At 59.6% G+C, this 17,203-nt stretch carries 12 protein-coding genes; 6 read left to right on the top strand and 6 right to left on the bottom strand.

All coding sequences use genetic code 11. The features are described 5' to 3' along the window. Positions 1-210 precede the first annotated feature (210 nt). The 3 genes from ACWKV5_RS03795 to ACWKV5_RS03785 all read left to right on the top strand — a co-directional run bounded on the left by ACWKV5_RS03795 (position 211) and on the right by ACWKV5_RS03785 (position 2,837). On the top strand, positions 211-918 hold the full coding sequence (locus ACWKV5_RS03795) for a TetR/AcrR family transcriptional regulator (RefSeq protein ID WP_483840228.1): 708 nt from the start codon (positions 211-213) through the stop codon (positions 916-918). Between the two features lie 158 nt (positions 919-1,076). Continuing rightward, positions 1,077-2,087, top strand: a complete 1,011-nt coding sequence (nagZ, locus tag ACWKV5_RS03790) for a beta-N-acetylhexosaminidase (RefSeq protein WP_310260441.1) — start codon at positions 1,077-1,079, stop codon at positions 2,085-2,087. Positions 2,088-2,099: 12 nt separating this feature from the next. Then, entirely contained in the window at positions 2,100-2,837 is a 738-nt protein-coding gene (locus tag ACWKV5_RS03785; RefSeq protein WP_483840227.1) for an S-methyl-5'-thioinosine phosphorylase, read from the top strand. A gap of 140 nt (positions 2,838-2,977) precedes the next feature. Here ACWKV5_RS03785 and ACWKV5_RS03780 read toward each other — a convergent pair whose 3' ends face one another. The 3 genes from ACWKV5_RS03780 to mfd are packed head-to-tail and all read right to left on the bottom strand — an operon-like array spanning position 2,978 to position 9,709. Next, positions 2,978-5,671, bottom strand: a complete 2,694-nt coding sequence (locus ACWKV5_RS03780) for an SNF2-related protein (protein ID WP_483840226.1) — start codon at positions 5,669-5,671, stop codon at positions 2,978-2,980. An 11-nt stretch (positions 5,672-5,682) separates the two neighbouring features. Beyond that, positions 5,683-6,249: a CsiV family protein gene (locus ACWKV5_RS03775; protein WP_483840225.1), complete on the bottom strand. Its 567-nt coding sequence runs from the start codon at positions 6,247-6,249 to the stop codon at positions 5,683-5,685. Positions 6,250-6,259: 10 nt separating this feature from the next. After that, entirely contained in the window at positions 6,260-9,709 is a 3,450-nt protein-coding gene (mfd, locus tag ACWKV5_RS03770; protein ID WP_483840224.1) for a transcription-repair coupling factor, read from the bottom strand. A 363-nt stretch (positions 9,710-10,072) separates the two neighbouring features. Here mfd and ACWKV5_RS03765 point away from each other — a divergent pair, with 363 nt between their 5' ends. After that, positions 10,073-11,536, top strand: a complete 1,464-nt coding sequence (locus ACWKV5_RS03765; RefSeq protein WP_140667082.1) for a glyceraldehyde-3-phosphate dehydrogenase — start codon at positions 10,073-10,075, stop codon at positions 11,534-11,536. A 139-nt stretch (positions 11,537-11,675) separates the two neighbouring features. Here the strand turns inward: ACWKV5_RS03765 and tcuC are convergent, their stop codons facing one another. After that, positions 11,676-12,974, bottom strand: a complete 1,299-nt coding sequence (gene tcuC, locus ACWKV5_RS03760) for a tricarballylate/proton symporter TcuC (RefSeq protein ID WP_483840223.1) — start codon at positions 12,972-12,974, stop codon at positions 11,676-11,678. Between the two features lie 216 nt (positions 12,975-13,190). Between tcuC and ACWKV5_RS03755 the strand changes: the two genes are divergently transcribed. Both ACWKV5_RS03755 and sthA read left to right on the top strand, forming a co-directional pair. After that, positions 13,191-14,180: an FAD:protein FMN transferase gene (locus ACWKV5_RS03755; RefSeq protein WP_483840222.1), complete on the top strand. Its 990-nt coding sequence runs from the start codon at positions 13,191-13,193 to the stop codon at positions 14,178-14,180. 208 nt (positions 14,181-14,388) lie between these two features. After that, entirely contained in the window at positions 14,389-15,783 is a 1,395-nt protein-coding gene (sthA, locus tag ACWKV5_RS03750; protein ID WP_007907752.1) for a Si-specific NAD(P)(+) transhydrogenase, read from the top strand. Positions 15,784-15,825: 42 nt separating this feature from the next. Here sthA and ACWKV5_RS03745 read toward each other — a convergent pair whose 3' ends face one another. Continuing rightward, positions 15,826-16,548, bottom strand: a complete 723-nt coding sequence (locus ACWKV5_RS03745; RefSeq protein ID WP_027921675.1) for a glycerophosphodiester phosphodiesterase — start codon at positions 16,546-16,548, stop codon at positions 15,826-15,828. Positions 16,549-16,562: 14 nt separating this feature from the next. Then, entirely contained in the window at positions 16,563-17,141 is a 579-nt protein-coding gene (locus ACWKV5_RS03740) for a PilZ domain-containing protein (protein WP_027921674.1), read from the bottom strand. Positions 17,142-17,203 lie beyond the last annotated feature (62 nt).

Here is a 17,203-nt window from a genome sequence, read left to right as displayed (position 1 = left end):
TATACAGTGACTGGGATTATATACAGTGAAAGCGTCTTGGCAATGCCCCTTTTTTTATCGACCGCCGGACGGTCGATCGACCCGCTGATTGAAGCTTCGCCGTTGTATGGTTAAATAGCTGACCGACCATTCCCGAAACGAACGGCCAAGCTTGACAATACACAGGCTGAAACGTATGTTTCAAACAAGTGTTTGTCAGGCGGAGTAGCCATGGCCCAGTCGGAAACCGTTGAACGCATTCTTGATGCTGCCGAGCAGTTGTTCGCGGAAAAAGGTTTCGCTGAAACCTCATTGCGTCTGATCACCAGCAAGGCCGGTGTCAATCTGGCGGCGGTGAACTATCATTTCGGCTCCAAGAAAGCGCTGATCCAGGCGGTCTTCTCGCGCTTCCTAGGTCCGTTCTGCCTGAGCCTTGATAAAGAGCTCGAGCGGCGCCAGGCCAAGCCTGAAAACAAGCCGACGCTCGAAGAACTGCTGGAAATCCTCGTCGAGCAAGCCCTGGTAGTACAACCACGCAGCGGCAACGATCTCTCTATCTTCATGCGTCTGTTGGGTCTGGCATTCAGTCAGAGCCAAGGCCATTTGCGTCGTTACCTGGAAGACATGTACGGCAAGGTGTTTCGTCGATACATGATGCTGGTCAACGAAGCCGCGCCGCGTATTCCACCAATCGAACTGTTCTGGCGCGTGCACTTCATGCTCGGCGCTGCGGCGTTCAGCATGTCGGGGATCAAAGCCTTGCGTGCGATTGCCGAGACCGATTTCGGCGTCAACACCTCCATTGAACAAGTGATGCGCCTGATGGTGCCGTTCCTGGCCGCAGGCATGCGTGCGGAAACCGGCGTGACCGACACGGCCATGGCCACCGCGCAGCTGCGTCCACGCAGCAAGTCAGCCCCGGCTGGCGCCAAGGTTTAACCGCACACGGGTGGGCGCGGCAGCTGACATCCGCTAAGCTAGCCGCCCATGCCGACTCTCGTTCTGAACCCGCTCCCCATTTGTATCGCCGACCTGCCGGGCATTGCCCAAGGCGGCGAATACGTGTGGGCCGGGTTTCTCGTTATCAAGGAATCTCTATGACTGCTGGCCTGCAAGGCTCGTTGATGGTGGACGTCGCCGGTACCTGGCTGACGGCTGAAGATCGCCAATTGTTGCGCCAGCCCGAAGTGGGCGGCCTGATCATTTTCGCTCGTAACATCGAAACCCCGCGCCAGGTGCGCGAGTTGAGCGCTTCGATTCGCGCCATTCGTCCCGATCTGCTGCTGGCGGTGGACCAGGAGGGCGGCCGCGTTCAGCGTTTGCGCCAAGGCTTCGTTCGCCTGCCAGCGATGCGTGCCATCGCCGACAATCCGAACGCCGAGTACCTGGCCGAGCAATGCGGCTGGATCATGGCCACCGAAGTGCTGGCCGTCGGTCTTGACCTGAGTTTTGCCCCGGTGCTGGACCTGGATTACCAGCGCAGCGCCGTCGTCGGCACCCGTTCATTTGAAGGTGATCCGGAGCGTGCAGCACTGCTGGCCGGCGCATTCATCCGTGGCATGAACAGCGCCGGCATGGCCGCCACCGGCAAGCATTTCCCCGGCCATGGCTGGGCCGAAGCGGATTCCCACGTCGCCATCCCGAATGACGAGCGCAGCCTCGACGAGATCCGCGCCAACGACCTTGTGCCGTTCGCCAAACTGAGCAAGCAGCTGGCCGCTGTGATGCCGGCTCATGTGATTTACCCACAAGTCGACTCCCAGCCTGCCGGCTTCTCCCGTCGTTGGCTGCAGGACATCTTGCGCGGCGAGCTGCAATTCGACGGCGTGATCTTCAGCGACGACCTGTCGATGGCCGGCGCACATGTGGTGGGCGATGCCGCCAGCCGTATCGAAGCTGCGTTGACCGCTGGCTGCGACATGGGCCTGGTGTGCAACGACCGCGCCGCTGCGGAATTGGCGCTGAGCGCTGCCCAGCGCCTGAAGGTCAAGCCGTCCGAGCGAATTGCGCGGATGCGCGGCCAGTCGTACGCCAATACCGAATACCGGCAGAACCCGCGCTGGCTGGCGGCTGTCGGTGCGCTCAAAGACGCTCAACTGATTGAATAAGGACTTTACGTTATGACGGTTTACGCGATTATCGGTGGCACCGGCCTGACTCAACTCGAAGGCCTGAGCATTCGTCAGTCACTGGTGGTGGACACGCCTTACGGTCCGCCTTCGGCCGAGGTTCATATCGGTGAATACGCCGGCAAGGAAGTGCTGTTCCTCGCGCGTCATGGTCATCCGCACCGTTTGCCGCCGCATCAGGTGAACTACCGGGCCAACCTTTGGGCATTGAAGCAGGCGGGCGCCGAAGCGATCCTCGCGGTTAACGCGGTGGGCGGCATTCATGCTGCGATGGGTACCGGGCATTTTTGCGTACCGCATCAACTGATCGACTATACCAGTGGCCGTGAACACACCTATTTCGCCGATGACCTGGAGCACGTTACCCACATCGACTTCAGCTATCCCTACAGCGAGCAGCTGCGTCAGCAATTGATCGCGGCGCTGGCGGCTGAAGGCGTGGGTTACAGCAGTCATGGGGTGTATGCCTGCACCCAGGGCCCGCGGCTGGAAACCGTTGCTGAAATCGCGCGACTTGATCGTGATGGCTGCGACATTGTCGGCATGACCGGCATGCCGGAAGCGGCACTGGCGCGTGAGCTGGAACTGGATTACGCGTGCCTTGCGCTGGTGGTGAACCCGGCGGCGGGCAAGTCGACGGCGGTGATTACCATGGCCGAGATCGAGCAGGCGTTGCATGACGGGATGGGGAAGGTGAAGTCGACGTTGGCGCGGGTGTTGAAAGGCTGAGCAGTCGTAATACCGAGTTGACTCTTTCGCGAGCGGGCTCGCTCCCACAGTAGATTTGTGGTGTTCCCAGTATGTTGGGTAAACACTGATCCAAATGTGGGAGCCTGCTCGCGAAGGCAATGTAGCTGGCAACGCACACCTCAGCGCTTTTCGAGCTTATCCGGCAACGGCGCAAACAACGCTTCGATATCATCACTCTGCAACTTCCAGTCCCCGGTCTTGCGTCCATCGAGCACGCCAGCCGCCAAGTCGGATTTTTCTTTCTGCAGGTGCTGAATTTTCTCTTCCACCGTGCCGCGGGCAATCATCTTGTAGACGAATACCGGCTTCTCCTGACCGATACGATACGCCCGGTCAGTCGCCTGATTCTCCGTCGCCGGGTTCCACCATGGATCGTAGTGGATCACCGTATCCGCTTCGGTCAAGTTCAAGCCAACACCGCCGGCCTTCAGGCTGATCAGAAAAATCTGACGCTTGCCGCTCTGAAAGTCCTTCACCGGCGCGCGTCGGTCGCGGGTTTGTCCGGTCAGCAGCGCGTACTCGACGCCACGTTTCTTCAGTTCGACTTCGATCAGCGCCAGCATTGACGTGAACTGAGAGAACAACAGAATCCGTCGACCTTCTTCAAACAATTCATCAAGCATCTCCATCAGGCTGTCGAGCTTGCCCGATGTGCTGCCACGCGTCGGCAGGACGGCATCGTTGACCAGGCGCAAATCACAGCACACCTGACGCAGCTTCAGCAGCGCCTCAAGAATGATGATCTGGCTGCGCGCCACGCCTTTGCGGGTGATCTCGTCGCGGACTTTCTTGTCCATCGCCAGGCGCATGGTTTCATACACGTCGCGCTGGGCTTCGTTGAGTTCGACCCAGTGAATGATCTCGGTCTTCGGCGGCAATTCCGTCGCGACCTGTTCCTTGGTCCGACGCAAGAGGAACGGTTTGATCCGGCCATTGAGGTGCTGAAGCCTGACTTCACTGGCACGCTTTTCAATCGGCACCCGGTAATCGCGGTTGAAGCTTTTCACGTCGCCCAGCCAGCCAGGCAGCAAGAAGTGGAACAGTGACCACAGCTCACCGAGGTGGTTTTCCAGCGGTGTACCGCTCAGGCACAAACGCTGGCGCGCGTTCAGTTCGCGGGCCGCCTGGGCCGCCTTGCTGTTGGGGTTCTTGATGTATTGAGCTTCATCCAGTACCAGCACGTGCAATGGCTGCGCGGCCAGGCGCTCGACGTCCTTGGGCAGCAGCGCATACGTAGTCAGGATCAGGTCGTAGTCAGCCAACTGCTCGAAATGCTTTTTGCGGCTGGCGCCGTACAGCGCCAGCACTTTGAGTTGCGGCGTGAAGTGCGCTGCTTCATCGAGCCAGTTCGGGATCAGGCTGGTGGGCATCACCACCATGCACGGCCGATCGAGGCGCCCAGCCGCTTTTTCAGTCAGAACATGCGCCAGGGTTTGTAGGGTTTTGCCCAGGCCCATGTCGTCCGCAAGAATCCCGCCGACTTCCAGTTGCCGCAGCGACTGCATCCAGCTCAGGCCTTCCAGCTGATAAGGACGCAACGTCGCGTTCAAACCTTCAGGTGCTGTCGCCGTGTAGTCCTTGATGTCGCGCAAGCGCTGGGCAAAGGTGCGAATTTGTTCGCCGCCCTCCCAGAGTAGCGGCAAGTCTTCCAGCGGATTCAGGCGCGTGGCGTCCGCTTTGCTCAAACGCAGGGTGGTTTCGCCGGGCTCTTGCAGATAGAACTCGCCGAGCGTCGCCAGCACCGGCTTCAAGCGGCCGAAGGGCAGGGCGACTTGCAGCGGGCCGTACTCGGAATTCGGCCGATTGGGGATGTTCACCAGAATCAGCTCGTCGTCGCGACGTCGGGCGAGGCGTTCCGGGTTGAGGATTTCAGTGTGCGAGCGCATCAGGTTCAACAGGATCGGCAGCAAACTCAGCCGCTCGCCGTTGACGATGATCCCCAACTCCAGATCAAACCAGTCGCGTTCCGGCGCTTGCTCGACGGTGGCGTACCAGTCGTCCACAGCAGTCAAATCGAAACCGAAATCTTCGTCGATCTGCAGCTCCCAACCCTGAGTGCGCAGCTTCGGTAATTCGTTGAGGGTGAACGTCAACCAGGCGCTGTCGTTAACCATCTCGTAGAGCTCGCCGGCGCTTTCCGGCAAAGCCTTGCTTTGCCGGGTGGCGATCTTGAAGCCGAGGATTCGCAGCTGTTCCCTGTAGGTTTGCTCCACATCCGGGTGACGTTTTATCCGCAGCGTCTGGGTTTCCTGGCGGATCAGGATGTCGGTGTTCTTCTGCCCGGCAACGTATTCATCCAGATAGCTGAACGACAGTGCGGCGCGATGTTGAATGTAGCGCTGCATTTTGCCGTTGCGTGGTTCGAAAGCACTGAACTCGACACTCGCCAGCCACAGGCGAGGCACCGGCTGCACGTTATCCACAAGCACTTGCGGAGGCGCTTTCGGCCCGCGGTTTTCCAGTACGGCCTGGAGTTTTTCCAGCAGTTCGGCGTCTTGGGCTGCCGCAGGGTAGGCCAGTGTTTCCTGGACTTTGAGCAACACTGCCGCGCAATGTTTGCAGTTGCTGTGGACCGGGCAAGTGCAGGTGGCATCGACCATCAGCAAGGTGGCTTTGGCTGACTCGCGCAGGCGAATAGTCTGACGGTACACATTGCCGCCAGAGCCTTCGCATGCCGCAGTGATCGTAGCGTCACCGACCTCGACGATCCTGACACGATTCTCCAGTGCGTAGCGGCGGCCACGCTCCAGGCTCTGTTCTTTGAATCGGCTGACCCAGGAAGGTCCCAGGGGTTTGCTCAGGGTCGAGGTCATAGGGACTTCAATCAGTCCGGTATTTCATCGGGGACTGGCCGAGGCGCAGGGGCGGTGAGCGAGGTGATCTTGATCAACAGGGCGAGGTGGCCGTTGTCGAGGAAGTTCAGCTGGCCGTTCTTGGTGTGGCTTTCTTGCTTGAGGCGTTCGCTGGCGGTGACCATGCCATTGCCGTCAATCTGGTTGACCCAGAAATCGGCGTCGACGTCGGTGAAGCGCCCCAGTTTCAGGCTTAACGTGCCCTCGATCGGGAACTGACCATATTGTTCCTTGCCATCGCTGATCGCCACTTTGCTGTCTTGCTCGCCGAGCGTTTGTTGCCAGGCTTTGTGCAGCAACACGGTGTAGTCCGCGCTAGCCGTGAGTTTTTCCACTTCGCCATTCAGGCTCGGCGTACGCAGGCTGTCCTTGCTGATGGGCTGCGCGCCGGCGGCCCAGTCTTCCGGCGCGGCGCGGCTGACGATAGCGGGTACGGCGTTTTGCCGGACCAGAATCATTTCAATCTGATACAGATCATCGGCAAACGCCGTGGGTGCGACCAGCGTTAACAGCAGGGTCAGAGAGCGAAACAGGCGCATGCGGCGTCCTTCAAGCAGTTTTCGGGATAAGGAGCTCAAGCAGCGCCTCTACAGTATTAAAGCGTTCTTCCGGGCGCTCCATCGGCACCATGAATTTAAACATCGTGGCCCCTTCGAATTTGTAGCGTTTGGGCTGGCCCTGAATCAGTTTGATCAGCGTCAGCGGGTCGACCGGTGTCTGTGCCGCGAACTCGATTCGGCCACCTTGCGGGCCGCCGTCGACTTTCTTGATACCCAGCAATTCGGCCTGCAGCTTCAGCGCCGTGATGCGCATCAGGTTCTTGGTCGGCTCCGGCAACAGGCCGAATCGATCGATCATCTCGACTTGCAGGTCCTTGAGGCCTTCTTCGTCGGTGGCCGAAGCGATGCGTTTGTAGAGAATCAAGCGGGCGTGAACGTCCGGCAGATAGTCTTCGGGAATCAATGCCGGTACGCGCAGATTGACTTCCGGGCCACCGCCCAGCGGCTGATCGAGGTTTGGCTGCTCGCCCTTGCGGATCGACTTCACCGCACGTTCGAGCATTTCCATGTACAGCGTAAAACCAACCGCCTGGATCTGCCCACTCTGACCATCGCCCAACAGCTCGCCGGCACCACGGATTTCCAGGTCGTTGGTGGCCAGCACGAAGCCTGCGCCAAGGTCCTGGGTGTTGGCGATCGCCTCCAGACGCTTTTCCGCATCCGGGGTGATCTGCTGGCGCGGCGGTGTCAGCAAGTAAGCGTAAGCCTGGTGGTGACTGCGCCCGACACGGCCGCGCAACTGGTGCAGCTGTGCCAGGCCAAATTTGTCGGCACGCTCGATGATGATGGTGTTGGCGCTCGGCACGTCGATGCCGGTCTCGATGATGGTCGAGGCGATCAGCACGTTGAAGCGCTTGTGGTAGAAGTCGCTCATCACTTGTTCGAGTTCACGCTCGCGCATCTGTCCGTGGCCGATACCGATCCGTGCTTCCGGCACCAGTTCGGCGAGGTCGGCGGCGCATTTCTCGATGGTCTTCACGTCGTTGTGCAGGTAGTAAACCTGGCCGCCACGCAGCAATTCACGGAGCAGGGCCTCTTTGACCGTGCTCTTGTTCTGCTCCATGACGAAGGTCCGCACCGACAGGCGACGGGCCGGCGGGGTGGCGATGATCGACAGGTCGCGCATGCCCGACACGGCCATGTTCAGCGTTCGCGGAATTGGCGTGGCGGTCAGGGTCAGGATGTCGACTTCACTGCGCAGGGCCTTGAGCTGTTCCTTCTGACGCACGCCGAAACGGTGTTCTTCGTCGATGATGACCAGCCCGAGGTTTTTGATCTTCACGTCATCTTGCAGCAGCTTGTGCGTGCCGATCACGATGTCGATCTTGCCTTCGGCGAGGTCCGCGACCGCAGCGTTCACTTCCTTGGTCGACTTGAAGCGGCTCATCACCTCTACGGTCACCGGCCAATCGGCAAAGCGGTCGCGGAAGCTGTTGTAGTGTTGCTGGGCGAGCAGGGTGGTCGGCACCAGAATCGCCACCTGACGACCGCCGTGCACCGCGATGAAGGCGGCGCGCATTGCCACTTCGGTCTTGCCGAAACCCACGTCGCCGCAGACCAGGCGATCCATCGGCTTCGGCGCGAGCATGTCGGCACGCACCGCTTCGATGGTGGTTTGCTGGTCGGGGGTTTCTTCGAACGGGAAACCAGCGCTGAAGGTTGCGTAGTCGGCTTTCGGATCTTCGAAGGCATAACCTTCGCGGGCGGCGCGACGGGCATAGATGTCGAGCAATTCGGCGGCCACGTCGCGCACCTGTTCGGCGGCTTTGCGCTTGGCTTTTTGCCAGGTTTCGGAGCCGAGACGGTGCAGCGGGGCCAAGGCATCATCGCTGCCGGTGTAACGCGCGATCAGATGCAGGTTGGCCACCGGCACGTACAGCTTGGCGCCTTCGGCATATTGCAGCGTGAGGAATTCGGCGGCCTGATCGTCGATCTCCAGCGTGGCCAGCCCGAGGTAGCGACCCACACCGTGATCGATGTGCACCACCGGCGCGCCTTCGCGCAGCTCGGTGAGGTTCTTGATGACTGCATCGTTGTTGGCGTCGGCGCGTTTTTCGCGGCGACGGCGCTGCATCACGCGCTGACCGAACAACGGACTCTCGGCCACCAGTGCCAGGGCCGGATTGTCGAGTACCAGGCCTTCGTCGAGCGGGGCGATGGTGATTGCCAAACGCTCTTTGCTCGCGACGAAGTCGGGCCAGCTGTCGACGGTTTTCGGTCGCAGCTTCAGGCGTTCGAGCAATTCCAGCAGCACTTCGCGACGGCCCGCCGACTCGGCGGTGAACAGCACACGTCCAGGGAATTCATCAAGGAAACCCGCCAGCGCCGCCAATGGCTGAGTGGCCTTGGCTTCGATGGCGAGGTTTGGCAGCTCCCGCGCCGGGAAACGCTCGCGGCCGACACCGGTTTCCACGTCCTGTTGACTGGCTACCACGCGCGGCCAGTTTTTCAGGCGGGCAAAGCAATCCTCCACCGGCAGGAACAACTCGGCCGGCGGTAATAAAGGACGGGACGGGTCGACGCGGCGCTCTTCATAACGATTGCGCACGTCGTTCCAGAAATTCTCCGCCGCTTGCTCGATACCCGGCAGGGAAAACACTTGCGTGTCCTGCGGCAGGTAATCGAACAGTGTGGAGGTTTCGTCGAAGAACAGCGGCAAGTAGTACTCGATACCGGCCGGTGTAATCCCGCTGCTCAAATCCTGAAAGATCGGGCAGCGGCGAAAGTCGACGTCGAAGCGCTCACGGAAGCGTGCCTTGAAGCGCGTGACCGCATCTTTTTGCAGCGGAAATTCACGCGCAGGCAGCAGGCGGACGGTGTCGACCTTGTCGATGGAGCGTTGGTTTTCCGGATCGAACGTGCGCAGCGTTTCGATTTCGTCATCGAACAGGTCGATGCGGAACGGCAGTTTGCTGCCCATCGGAAACAGGTCGATCAGCGAGCCGCGCACCGTGAACTCGCCATGCTCGTACACCGTGTCGACGTAGCGATAACCGCTGGCTTCAAGCCGCGTACGCATTTGTTCGACGTCGAGCTTCTGGCCAATGTCCAGCACCAGGCTGCTACCGAGCAGGAATTTGGTCGGCGCCAGGCGATGCAGAGCCGTGGTGATCGGCACCACCAGCACGCCATGGCTCAGCTCCGGCAACCGGTAAAGGGCCGAGATGCGCTGGGAAATAATGTCCTGGTGCGGCGAAAACAGATCGTAGGGCAGGGTTTCCCAGTCCGGGAAATGCAGCACGGGCAAATCCGGGGCGAAGAAACTCAGCTCCTGCTCCAGCCGTTCGGCACTTTGGCTGTCGGCGGTCAGCAGCAGGGTAAAGCGCTTGGCAGCGCTGGCAGCCTCGGCGATGGCCAGGCTGAGGGCGGCACCGGGCAAGTTGCCCCAGTGCTGTTTACCTGCCGCGGCAGGGAGAAGCGGTAGACGCAGAACGGGCACGGAAGGTTGAGCTCCAAGCGTTGCGACAAAGTCGGTAATTGTAGCGGCCCCGGGTGCCGCCTGTCAGTTGCAGACTGTGTCTATTACGCAGGTTTGGTGAAATGTAGTGGTAAAGACAAAATCTGCCGCTTTTTTACTGTTATTTGCTGATTATGTAGTGGCAAAACCAACCAGTGTTACGGAGGGTTACGGACAAGGTAGCGTTGTCTCCAAAAAATTGACTGCGCTGGAAGCCCCGGTTTTATTGGGCTTCGGCGTAGCGTGATTTTTTTGAACAGGAAAATGTTACGGATCGCACGACAAGCGCGCATTGCTACGGGAGGGAGTCGGCGGCATAATGTAGCCCCTTTTTTCTGCCCCTACATGTGGAAGGTTCCCGTGACTCAGAAGCCCGACCAGTGTCTTGGTGAATGGATCGACCGTGAAGCACTCGCAGAAGCGATGATTCCGCTTATCGGTCAGCTCTACCGCAATAACAACGTGGTGAGCTCGATCTATGGCCGCAGCCTGATCAACCGTTCAGTCATTGCGATTCTCAAAGCTCACCGCTTTGCCCGTCATCGTCAGTCCGATGACAGCGAATTGTCCGTCCACGAAACATTCCCGCTGCTCAAGGCGATGAGCGAGCTCAAGCTCGGCGCCGCTTCGGTAGACCTGGGCAAGCTTGCGGTCAAGTTCAAGGCCGAAGGCAAAGGTCGCACTGCCGAGCAGTTCGTCCGTGAAGAACTGGCTGACGTCGTTGGTCAGCAGAACGTTGCCGCGCGCAAAGGCACCGACGTTGTCCTGTACGGCTTCGGTCGTATCGGTCGCCTGCTGGCACGTATCCTGATCGAGAAAACCGGTGGTGGCGACGGCTTGCGTCTGCGCGCCATCGTTGTCCGCAAGGGCGCCGAGAACGATCTGGTCAAGCGTGCAAGCCTGCTACGCCGTGATTCGGTTCATGGTCCGTTCGACGGCACCATCACCATCGATGAAGCCAACAGCACCATCACCGCCAACGGCAACCTGATCCAGGTTATCTACGCGAAGAACCCGACTGAAGTGGATTACACCCAGTACGGCATCAAAGACGCGCTGCTGGTGGACAACACCGGTGTATGGCGTGACGCCGAGGGCCTGGGTCAACACCTGGCTTGCCCGGGTATCGACCGCGTTGTTCTGACCGCGCCGGGTAAAGGCAAGCTGAAGAACATCGTTCACGGCATCAACCACGGTGAAATCACCGCTGACGACAAGATCGTTTCCGCCGCTTCCTGCACCACCAACGCCATCGTGCCGGTGCTGAAAGCTGTGAACGACAAGTTCGGCATCGTCAATGGTCACGTTGAAACGGTTCACTCGTACACCAACGACCAAAACCTGATCGACAACTTCCACAAGGGCGATCGCCGTGGCCGTAGCGCCGCGCTGAACATGGTCATCACCGAGACCGGTGCTGCCACTGCTGCTGCCAAGGCACTGCCTGAGCTGGCTGGCAAGCTGACCGGTAACGCGATCCGCGTTCCAACGCCAAACGTGTCGATGGCCATTCTCAACCTGAACCTTGAGAAAGCCGCCACCCGCGAAGAGATGAACGAGTACCTGCGCTACATGGCGCTGCACTCCGATCTGCATAAGCAAATCGACTACGTCAACTCGCAGGAAGTGGTTTCCACCGACTTCGTTGGCTCGCGCCACGCAGGCGTTGTGGACGCTGAAGCGACCATCACCCAAGACAACCGCGTTGTTCTGTACGTTTGGTACGACAACGAATTCGGTTACAGCTGCCAAGTGGTACGCGTGATGGAAGACATGGCCGGTGTAAACCCGCCAGCGTTCCCGCGCTAAGCGTTAGCAACACATGAAACGCCCCGACCTAGGTCGGGGCGTTTTTGTTTGTGCGCTTTGTCAGGTGTTGGTGTGTTGTTTGTGCCGGCCTCATCGCGAGCAGGCTCGCTCCGGGCGGCGATCCGACGATGGCTTTCTATCAGGCGCCGCCAGCCACTGCCGCCTTCGCAGTTCGCAACTCATGACGATTACCCCGGAACAACACCAGCGTCGCGATCAACCCCAACACCGCCGCACCACTGAGCCAGATCCCCGGCGCAGCCTTGTTGTCCAGCACATGAATCAGATACGTACACGCCGCCGGGGTAAACCCGCCAAACGTCGCCGTCGCCAGGCTGTAGGCCAACGAGAACCCGGTCGTACGAACCTCTACCGGCATGATCTCGGTCAGTGCCACCACCATGGCGCCGTTGTACGAGCCATACAGGAACGACAGCCACAATTCGACAATCAGCAAATGGCTGAAGCTCGGGTTCGCCACCAGCCACGACAGGGCCGGATAAGCGGTGAGGATTGCCAGAATCGTCGCCGCCAACAGTAGGGGCTTACGTCCGATCTTGTCAGACACGGTACCCATCACCGGCAGCCAGAAGAAGTTCGACAAGCCGATGCACACCGTCACCAGCAGCGCATCCAGGTCCGACAGATGCAGTTCGGCTTTACCGAAAGTCGGGGTGTAAGCGGTGATCAGGTAGAACGACACGGTGGTCATCACCACCAATGCCATGCCGGCGATAACAATGCCAAAGTTCTGACTGATCGAACGGATGATGTCCCGCAGGGTAGGGCGGTGTTTACGCGCCTGGAACTCCGGTGTTTCTTCCAGCGAACGTCGAATCACGAAGATCACCGGCACGATCATGCAACCGATCAGGAACGGCACGCGCCAGCCCCAGTCACCCATTTGTTCCGGGCTGAGCCAGTGGTTCAAGCCGACGCCCAGCAGGCCTGCGAACACCACCGCGGCTTGTTGGCTGGCGGACTGCCAACTGACGAAAAAGCCCTTGCGACCAGGCGTCGAAATCTCGGCGAGATACACCGACACGCCGCCCAATTCCACGCCGGCCGAGAAGCCTTGCAGCAGTCGACCGAACAACACGATCAGCGGGGCCGCGACGCCCAGCGTGGCGTAGCCTGGCACGCAGGCAATCAGCACCGTGCCGGCGGCCATCATGGCCAGGGTGATGATCAAGCCTTTGCGACGACCATGACGGTCGATATAGGCGCCGAGGAAAATCGCGCCCAGCGGACGCATCAGGAAGCCGGCCCCGAAAGTCGCCAGTGACAACATCAGGGAAGCGAAAGCGCTGTCGGCAGGGAAGAAGGTTTTGGCGATGGCCGTGGCGTAGAAGCCGTAGACCATAAAATCGAACATCTCCAGGAAGTTTCCGCTGACGACGCGAAAAATTGCTTTGCCGTTGCTCGTATTGGAAGACATTTCTAGGCACTCACGCTGGATCTTGTTTGAAAACGCTGCACCTGTGTGTGGCGGTCGTAAGTCCTGTCACCGCTATCGTGTGCAGGCTCGCCCACAGGTTTACGTTTGATTGGCGGGCGCTGGCAGACCTCGCTCTCCTGCGCTCTGAGGCCCATAATGGCGGGCGCGGTTTAGAGGGGAGATGAAGATTTGTTAACTGGACGATGGGGCGCACTTGTGGTTCTGGCCGGCGTTTTGTGCGGTTGTGGCAACGGCGACAGCCTGGAAACCTTCGGCGGCCCGACCATGGGTAGCACCTATTCAATCAAATACGTGCGCCGCGAAGGTCTTCCCGCCCCAAAAGACGTCCAGGCCGAAGTCGAAAAGATCCTCGCTGACGTCGATCAACAAATGTCGACCTACCGCAGCGACTCCGATATCGAACGCTTCAACGATCTCCCCACTAATCGCTGTCAGAAAATGCCGGCGTCGATCCTCAAATTGATTCGCGTCGGTGAACAGCTGTCAGAGCAAAGCGAAGGTTCCTACGACCTGACAGTAGAACCGTTGCTCAATCTCTGGGGATTTGGCCCGCAGGCCCGTGAGGAAAAAGTCCCGAGCGCTCAGGCACTGGCCGAAGTGCGGCAACGCGTCGGTTACCAACACCTGCGCATCGACCGCGATCAGTTGTGCAAGGATGCCGCCGTCGAAGTCGACTTCAACAGCATCGCCGCCGGTTATGCCGTCGACACCATTGCCGCCAGGCTCGAAGCCATGGGAATTCACGATTACCTCGCCGAAGCCACGGGCGAGCTCAAGGCTGCCGGCAGGAAACTCGACGGTTTACCCTGGCGAATTGCCCTCGAAGAACCCCGGGATGATCAGCAGGTTGCGCAAAAAATTATCGCGGTGGACGGCTATGGCGTTTCCACCTCCGGCGATTACCGCAACTATTTTCAGCAGGACGGAAGGCGTTATTCCCACACCTTCGATGCGCGCACCGGTGCACCGATCCTACATACCCTGGCGTCAGTCACGGTGATTCATCCTTCAGCGTTGATGGCCGATGGACTATCGACGTTGTTGCTGATTCTCGGCCCTGAACGGGGTTGGGACTATGCCCAGGCACATGACATTGGTGCATTCTTTGTGATTCGTGCCGATACAGGTTTCGTCACACGAACCAATCAGGCTTTTGAACGCCTCAGTGGCGGCAAAGCTGAGTGATGGCAATGATTCAAGCAATGAAGACTGGCGTTGTAGTGCAGGCAAAACTAGCCTACGACGCGACCAAGGGTTAATGTGCGCGGCGTTGACGCTTCTATAGACTGTGTCCGGGTTCTGCACTGGCCCCAAATTGTTCCTTCACGCCACAGATCGGCGTGATTTAGCCGCAGGGTGCCGATGGCGCCGCGGCCTGTTCTGAGGAGTACGCATGGCTGTCTACAACTACGACGTGGTGGTGCTGGGTTCCGGCCCGGCGGGAGAAGGCGCGGCAATGAACGCCGCCAAAGCAGGGCGCAAGGTGGCGATGGTCGATAGCCGTCGCCAGGTCGGCGGCAACTGCACCCACCTGGGTACCATCCCGTCCAAGGCACTGCGTCACTCGGTCCGGCAGATCATGCAGTTCAACACCAACCCGATGTTCCGGGCCATTGGTGAGCCGCGCTGGTTCTCGTTTCCGGACGTGCTGAAAAGCGCCGAGAAAGTCATTTCCAAACAAGTCGCTTCGCGTACCGGCTACTACGCCCGTAACCGCGTCGACGTGTTCTTCGGCACCGGCAGCTTCGCCGACGAGCAAACCATCGAAGTGGTCTGCGCCAACGGTGTGGTCGAGAAGCTGGTGGCCAAGCACATCATCATCGCCACCGGTTCGCGTCCTTATCGCCCGGCGGACATCGATTTCCACCACCCGCGTATCTACGATAGCGACACCATCCTCAGCCTCGGCCACACCCCGCGCAAACTCATCGTTTACGGCGCTGGCGTGATCGGTTGCGAATACGCGTCGATCTTCAGTGGTCTGGGTGTGCTGGTTGAGCTGGTGGACAACCGTGGTCAATTGCTGAGCTTCCTCGACTCGGAAATTTCCCAGGCGTTGAGCTACCACTTCAGCAACAACAACATCACGGTTCGCCACAACGAAGACTACGACCGCGTCGAAGGCGTGGACAACGGTGTGATCCTGCACCTCAAGTCCGGCAAGAAAATCAAGGCCGATGCCTTGCTCTGGTGCAACGGCCGTACCGGTAACACCGACCAGTTGGGTCTGGAAAACATCGGCGTGAAGGTCAACAGCCGTGGCCAGATCGAAGTCGACGAAGCCTACCGCACCTGCGTACCGAACATTTACGGTGCCGGTGACGTGATCGGCTGGCCGAGCCTGGCGAGTGCCGCGCATGACCAGGGCCGTTCGGCCGCTGGCAGCATCGTCGATAACAACAGCTGGCGCTTCGTGAATGACGTGCCGACCGGCATCTACACCATTCCGGAAATCAGCTCGATCGGCAAGAACGAGCAGGAGCTGACCCAGGCCAAGGTGCCGTACGAAGTGGGCAAGGCGTTCTTCAAGAGCATGGCGCGTGCACAGATCGCGGGTGAGCCTCAGGGCATGCTGAAGATCCTGTTCCACCGCGAAACCCTGGAAGTGCTGGGCGTTCACTGCTTCGGTTATCAGGCGTCGGAGATCGTGCACATCGGTCAGGCGATCATGAGCCAGCCGGGCGAACTGAACACCCTGAAGTATTTCGTCAACACGACGTTCAACTACCCGACCATGGCTGAAGCCTATCGGGTAGCGGCATACGATGGCCTCAACCGGCTTTTTTGAGCGGCTCCGGCCGGTGGCCTGAGCCGGCCGGGGAGACCGATTTCAGCAATTCTCGAGCGTGGCGCTGGCCAAACCGGGAAAGTCTGTAATCAGGCTGTCAACGCCGAAGTCGGCGAGTCTGCGCATCAGCGCGGGCTCGTTGACTGTCCACACCGACACATGCAGCCCTTGACGCTGCGCCTTCTGCAGGCGTTCCGGCGTACACAGCGTCCAGTTCAACGCCAGAATGTCACAGCCATAGCTTTGCGCGACCTTCAGCGGGTCGAGCCAGGCGTATTCGGCGACTAATCCGCGAGACACATCCGGCACCAGGTCCAGCGCAGCCTTGAGCACTTCGCGTGAACTCGAGGTGATCGTGACCTTGTCGAGCAGGCCGAAACGCTGGGCCATTTCACGAATCGCCAGCACCGTTGTCGCGGCGCGGGTGCGTGAAGCGCTTTTGACTTCCAGCTGCCAGTGATCGAAATCGCACTTTTCGAACAATTCTTCCAGCGTCGGAATCGGGCAGGGTTTGATCCAGCCCGGGCCACCCTTGCGTGCGTCGTAAGTCACCAGCTCGGCCGCCGTATGTTCGACGACTTTGCCGCGACGGTCAGTGGTGCGCTTGAGTGTCGGGTCATGGATGACCATCAACTCGTTGTCCATGGACAGGTGCAGGTCCAGTTCGCAACGGCGCACGCCGTGTTTAAGGCATTCCTGAAAGCTGGTCAGGGTGTTTTCCGGTGCTTCGCCCTTGGCGCCGCGATGGCCGTAGATGAGGGTCACGGTTCTTCCTTAAATTAAATGCCTGATTCGTTTTCGCGGGCCAGTCGACGTTCCTGGGCCTGCTTCTGCAAAATGTAGCGGGCCAGCAACTGCCGCTGGGCGTCGGTTGGGCGTTCGAACTCGGTGCCGACGTCAAAGGCACCCGCCTTGCGGTCGCAATGGGTGACGCGGGCTCGCAGCAACAGGCCAAGGGCTTGCGGCATCAACACCAGCTTGACCGACAGGTGCGCGCCCACGGCGATCGGCGTCGGGTACTGAAAGTCGATACCGCCTTCGGAAATGATCACCGGCTGCGGCTCGCCAATCTGCCCGAGCACGGTGATTGCGATCACCTGGCTGAGTAAATCGATGCGTTTGTTCTGGGATTTCAGGAACGCTGCGAGGTTGCGGTCACGTTCACTGATCTGGCGTAGCAGGTGTTGCGACTCGAATTCGCTCAGGTGCAGCTCGCTGAGCAAGTTGAACAGTGGAGAAGCATCCTGCAACACTTCCAGGCCAGCGGCCTCGGGAGCGGACAGGGTCCGAATTTCCAGTGCGATCGTATCCTCGATACGGTAGTATTCGCGGCGATCTTCTTCATCTAATGTCGACATGGCGAACCCATGGTAGCGGCGGTGGTCTGAGTGTAAAGCTGGTTATCGACCCCCGCCACAAG

The sequence above is a fragment of the Pseudomonas oplopanacis genome (assembly GCF_057128725.1).
This window is presented reverse-complemented; position numbering and strand designations above follow the sequence as displayed.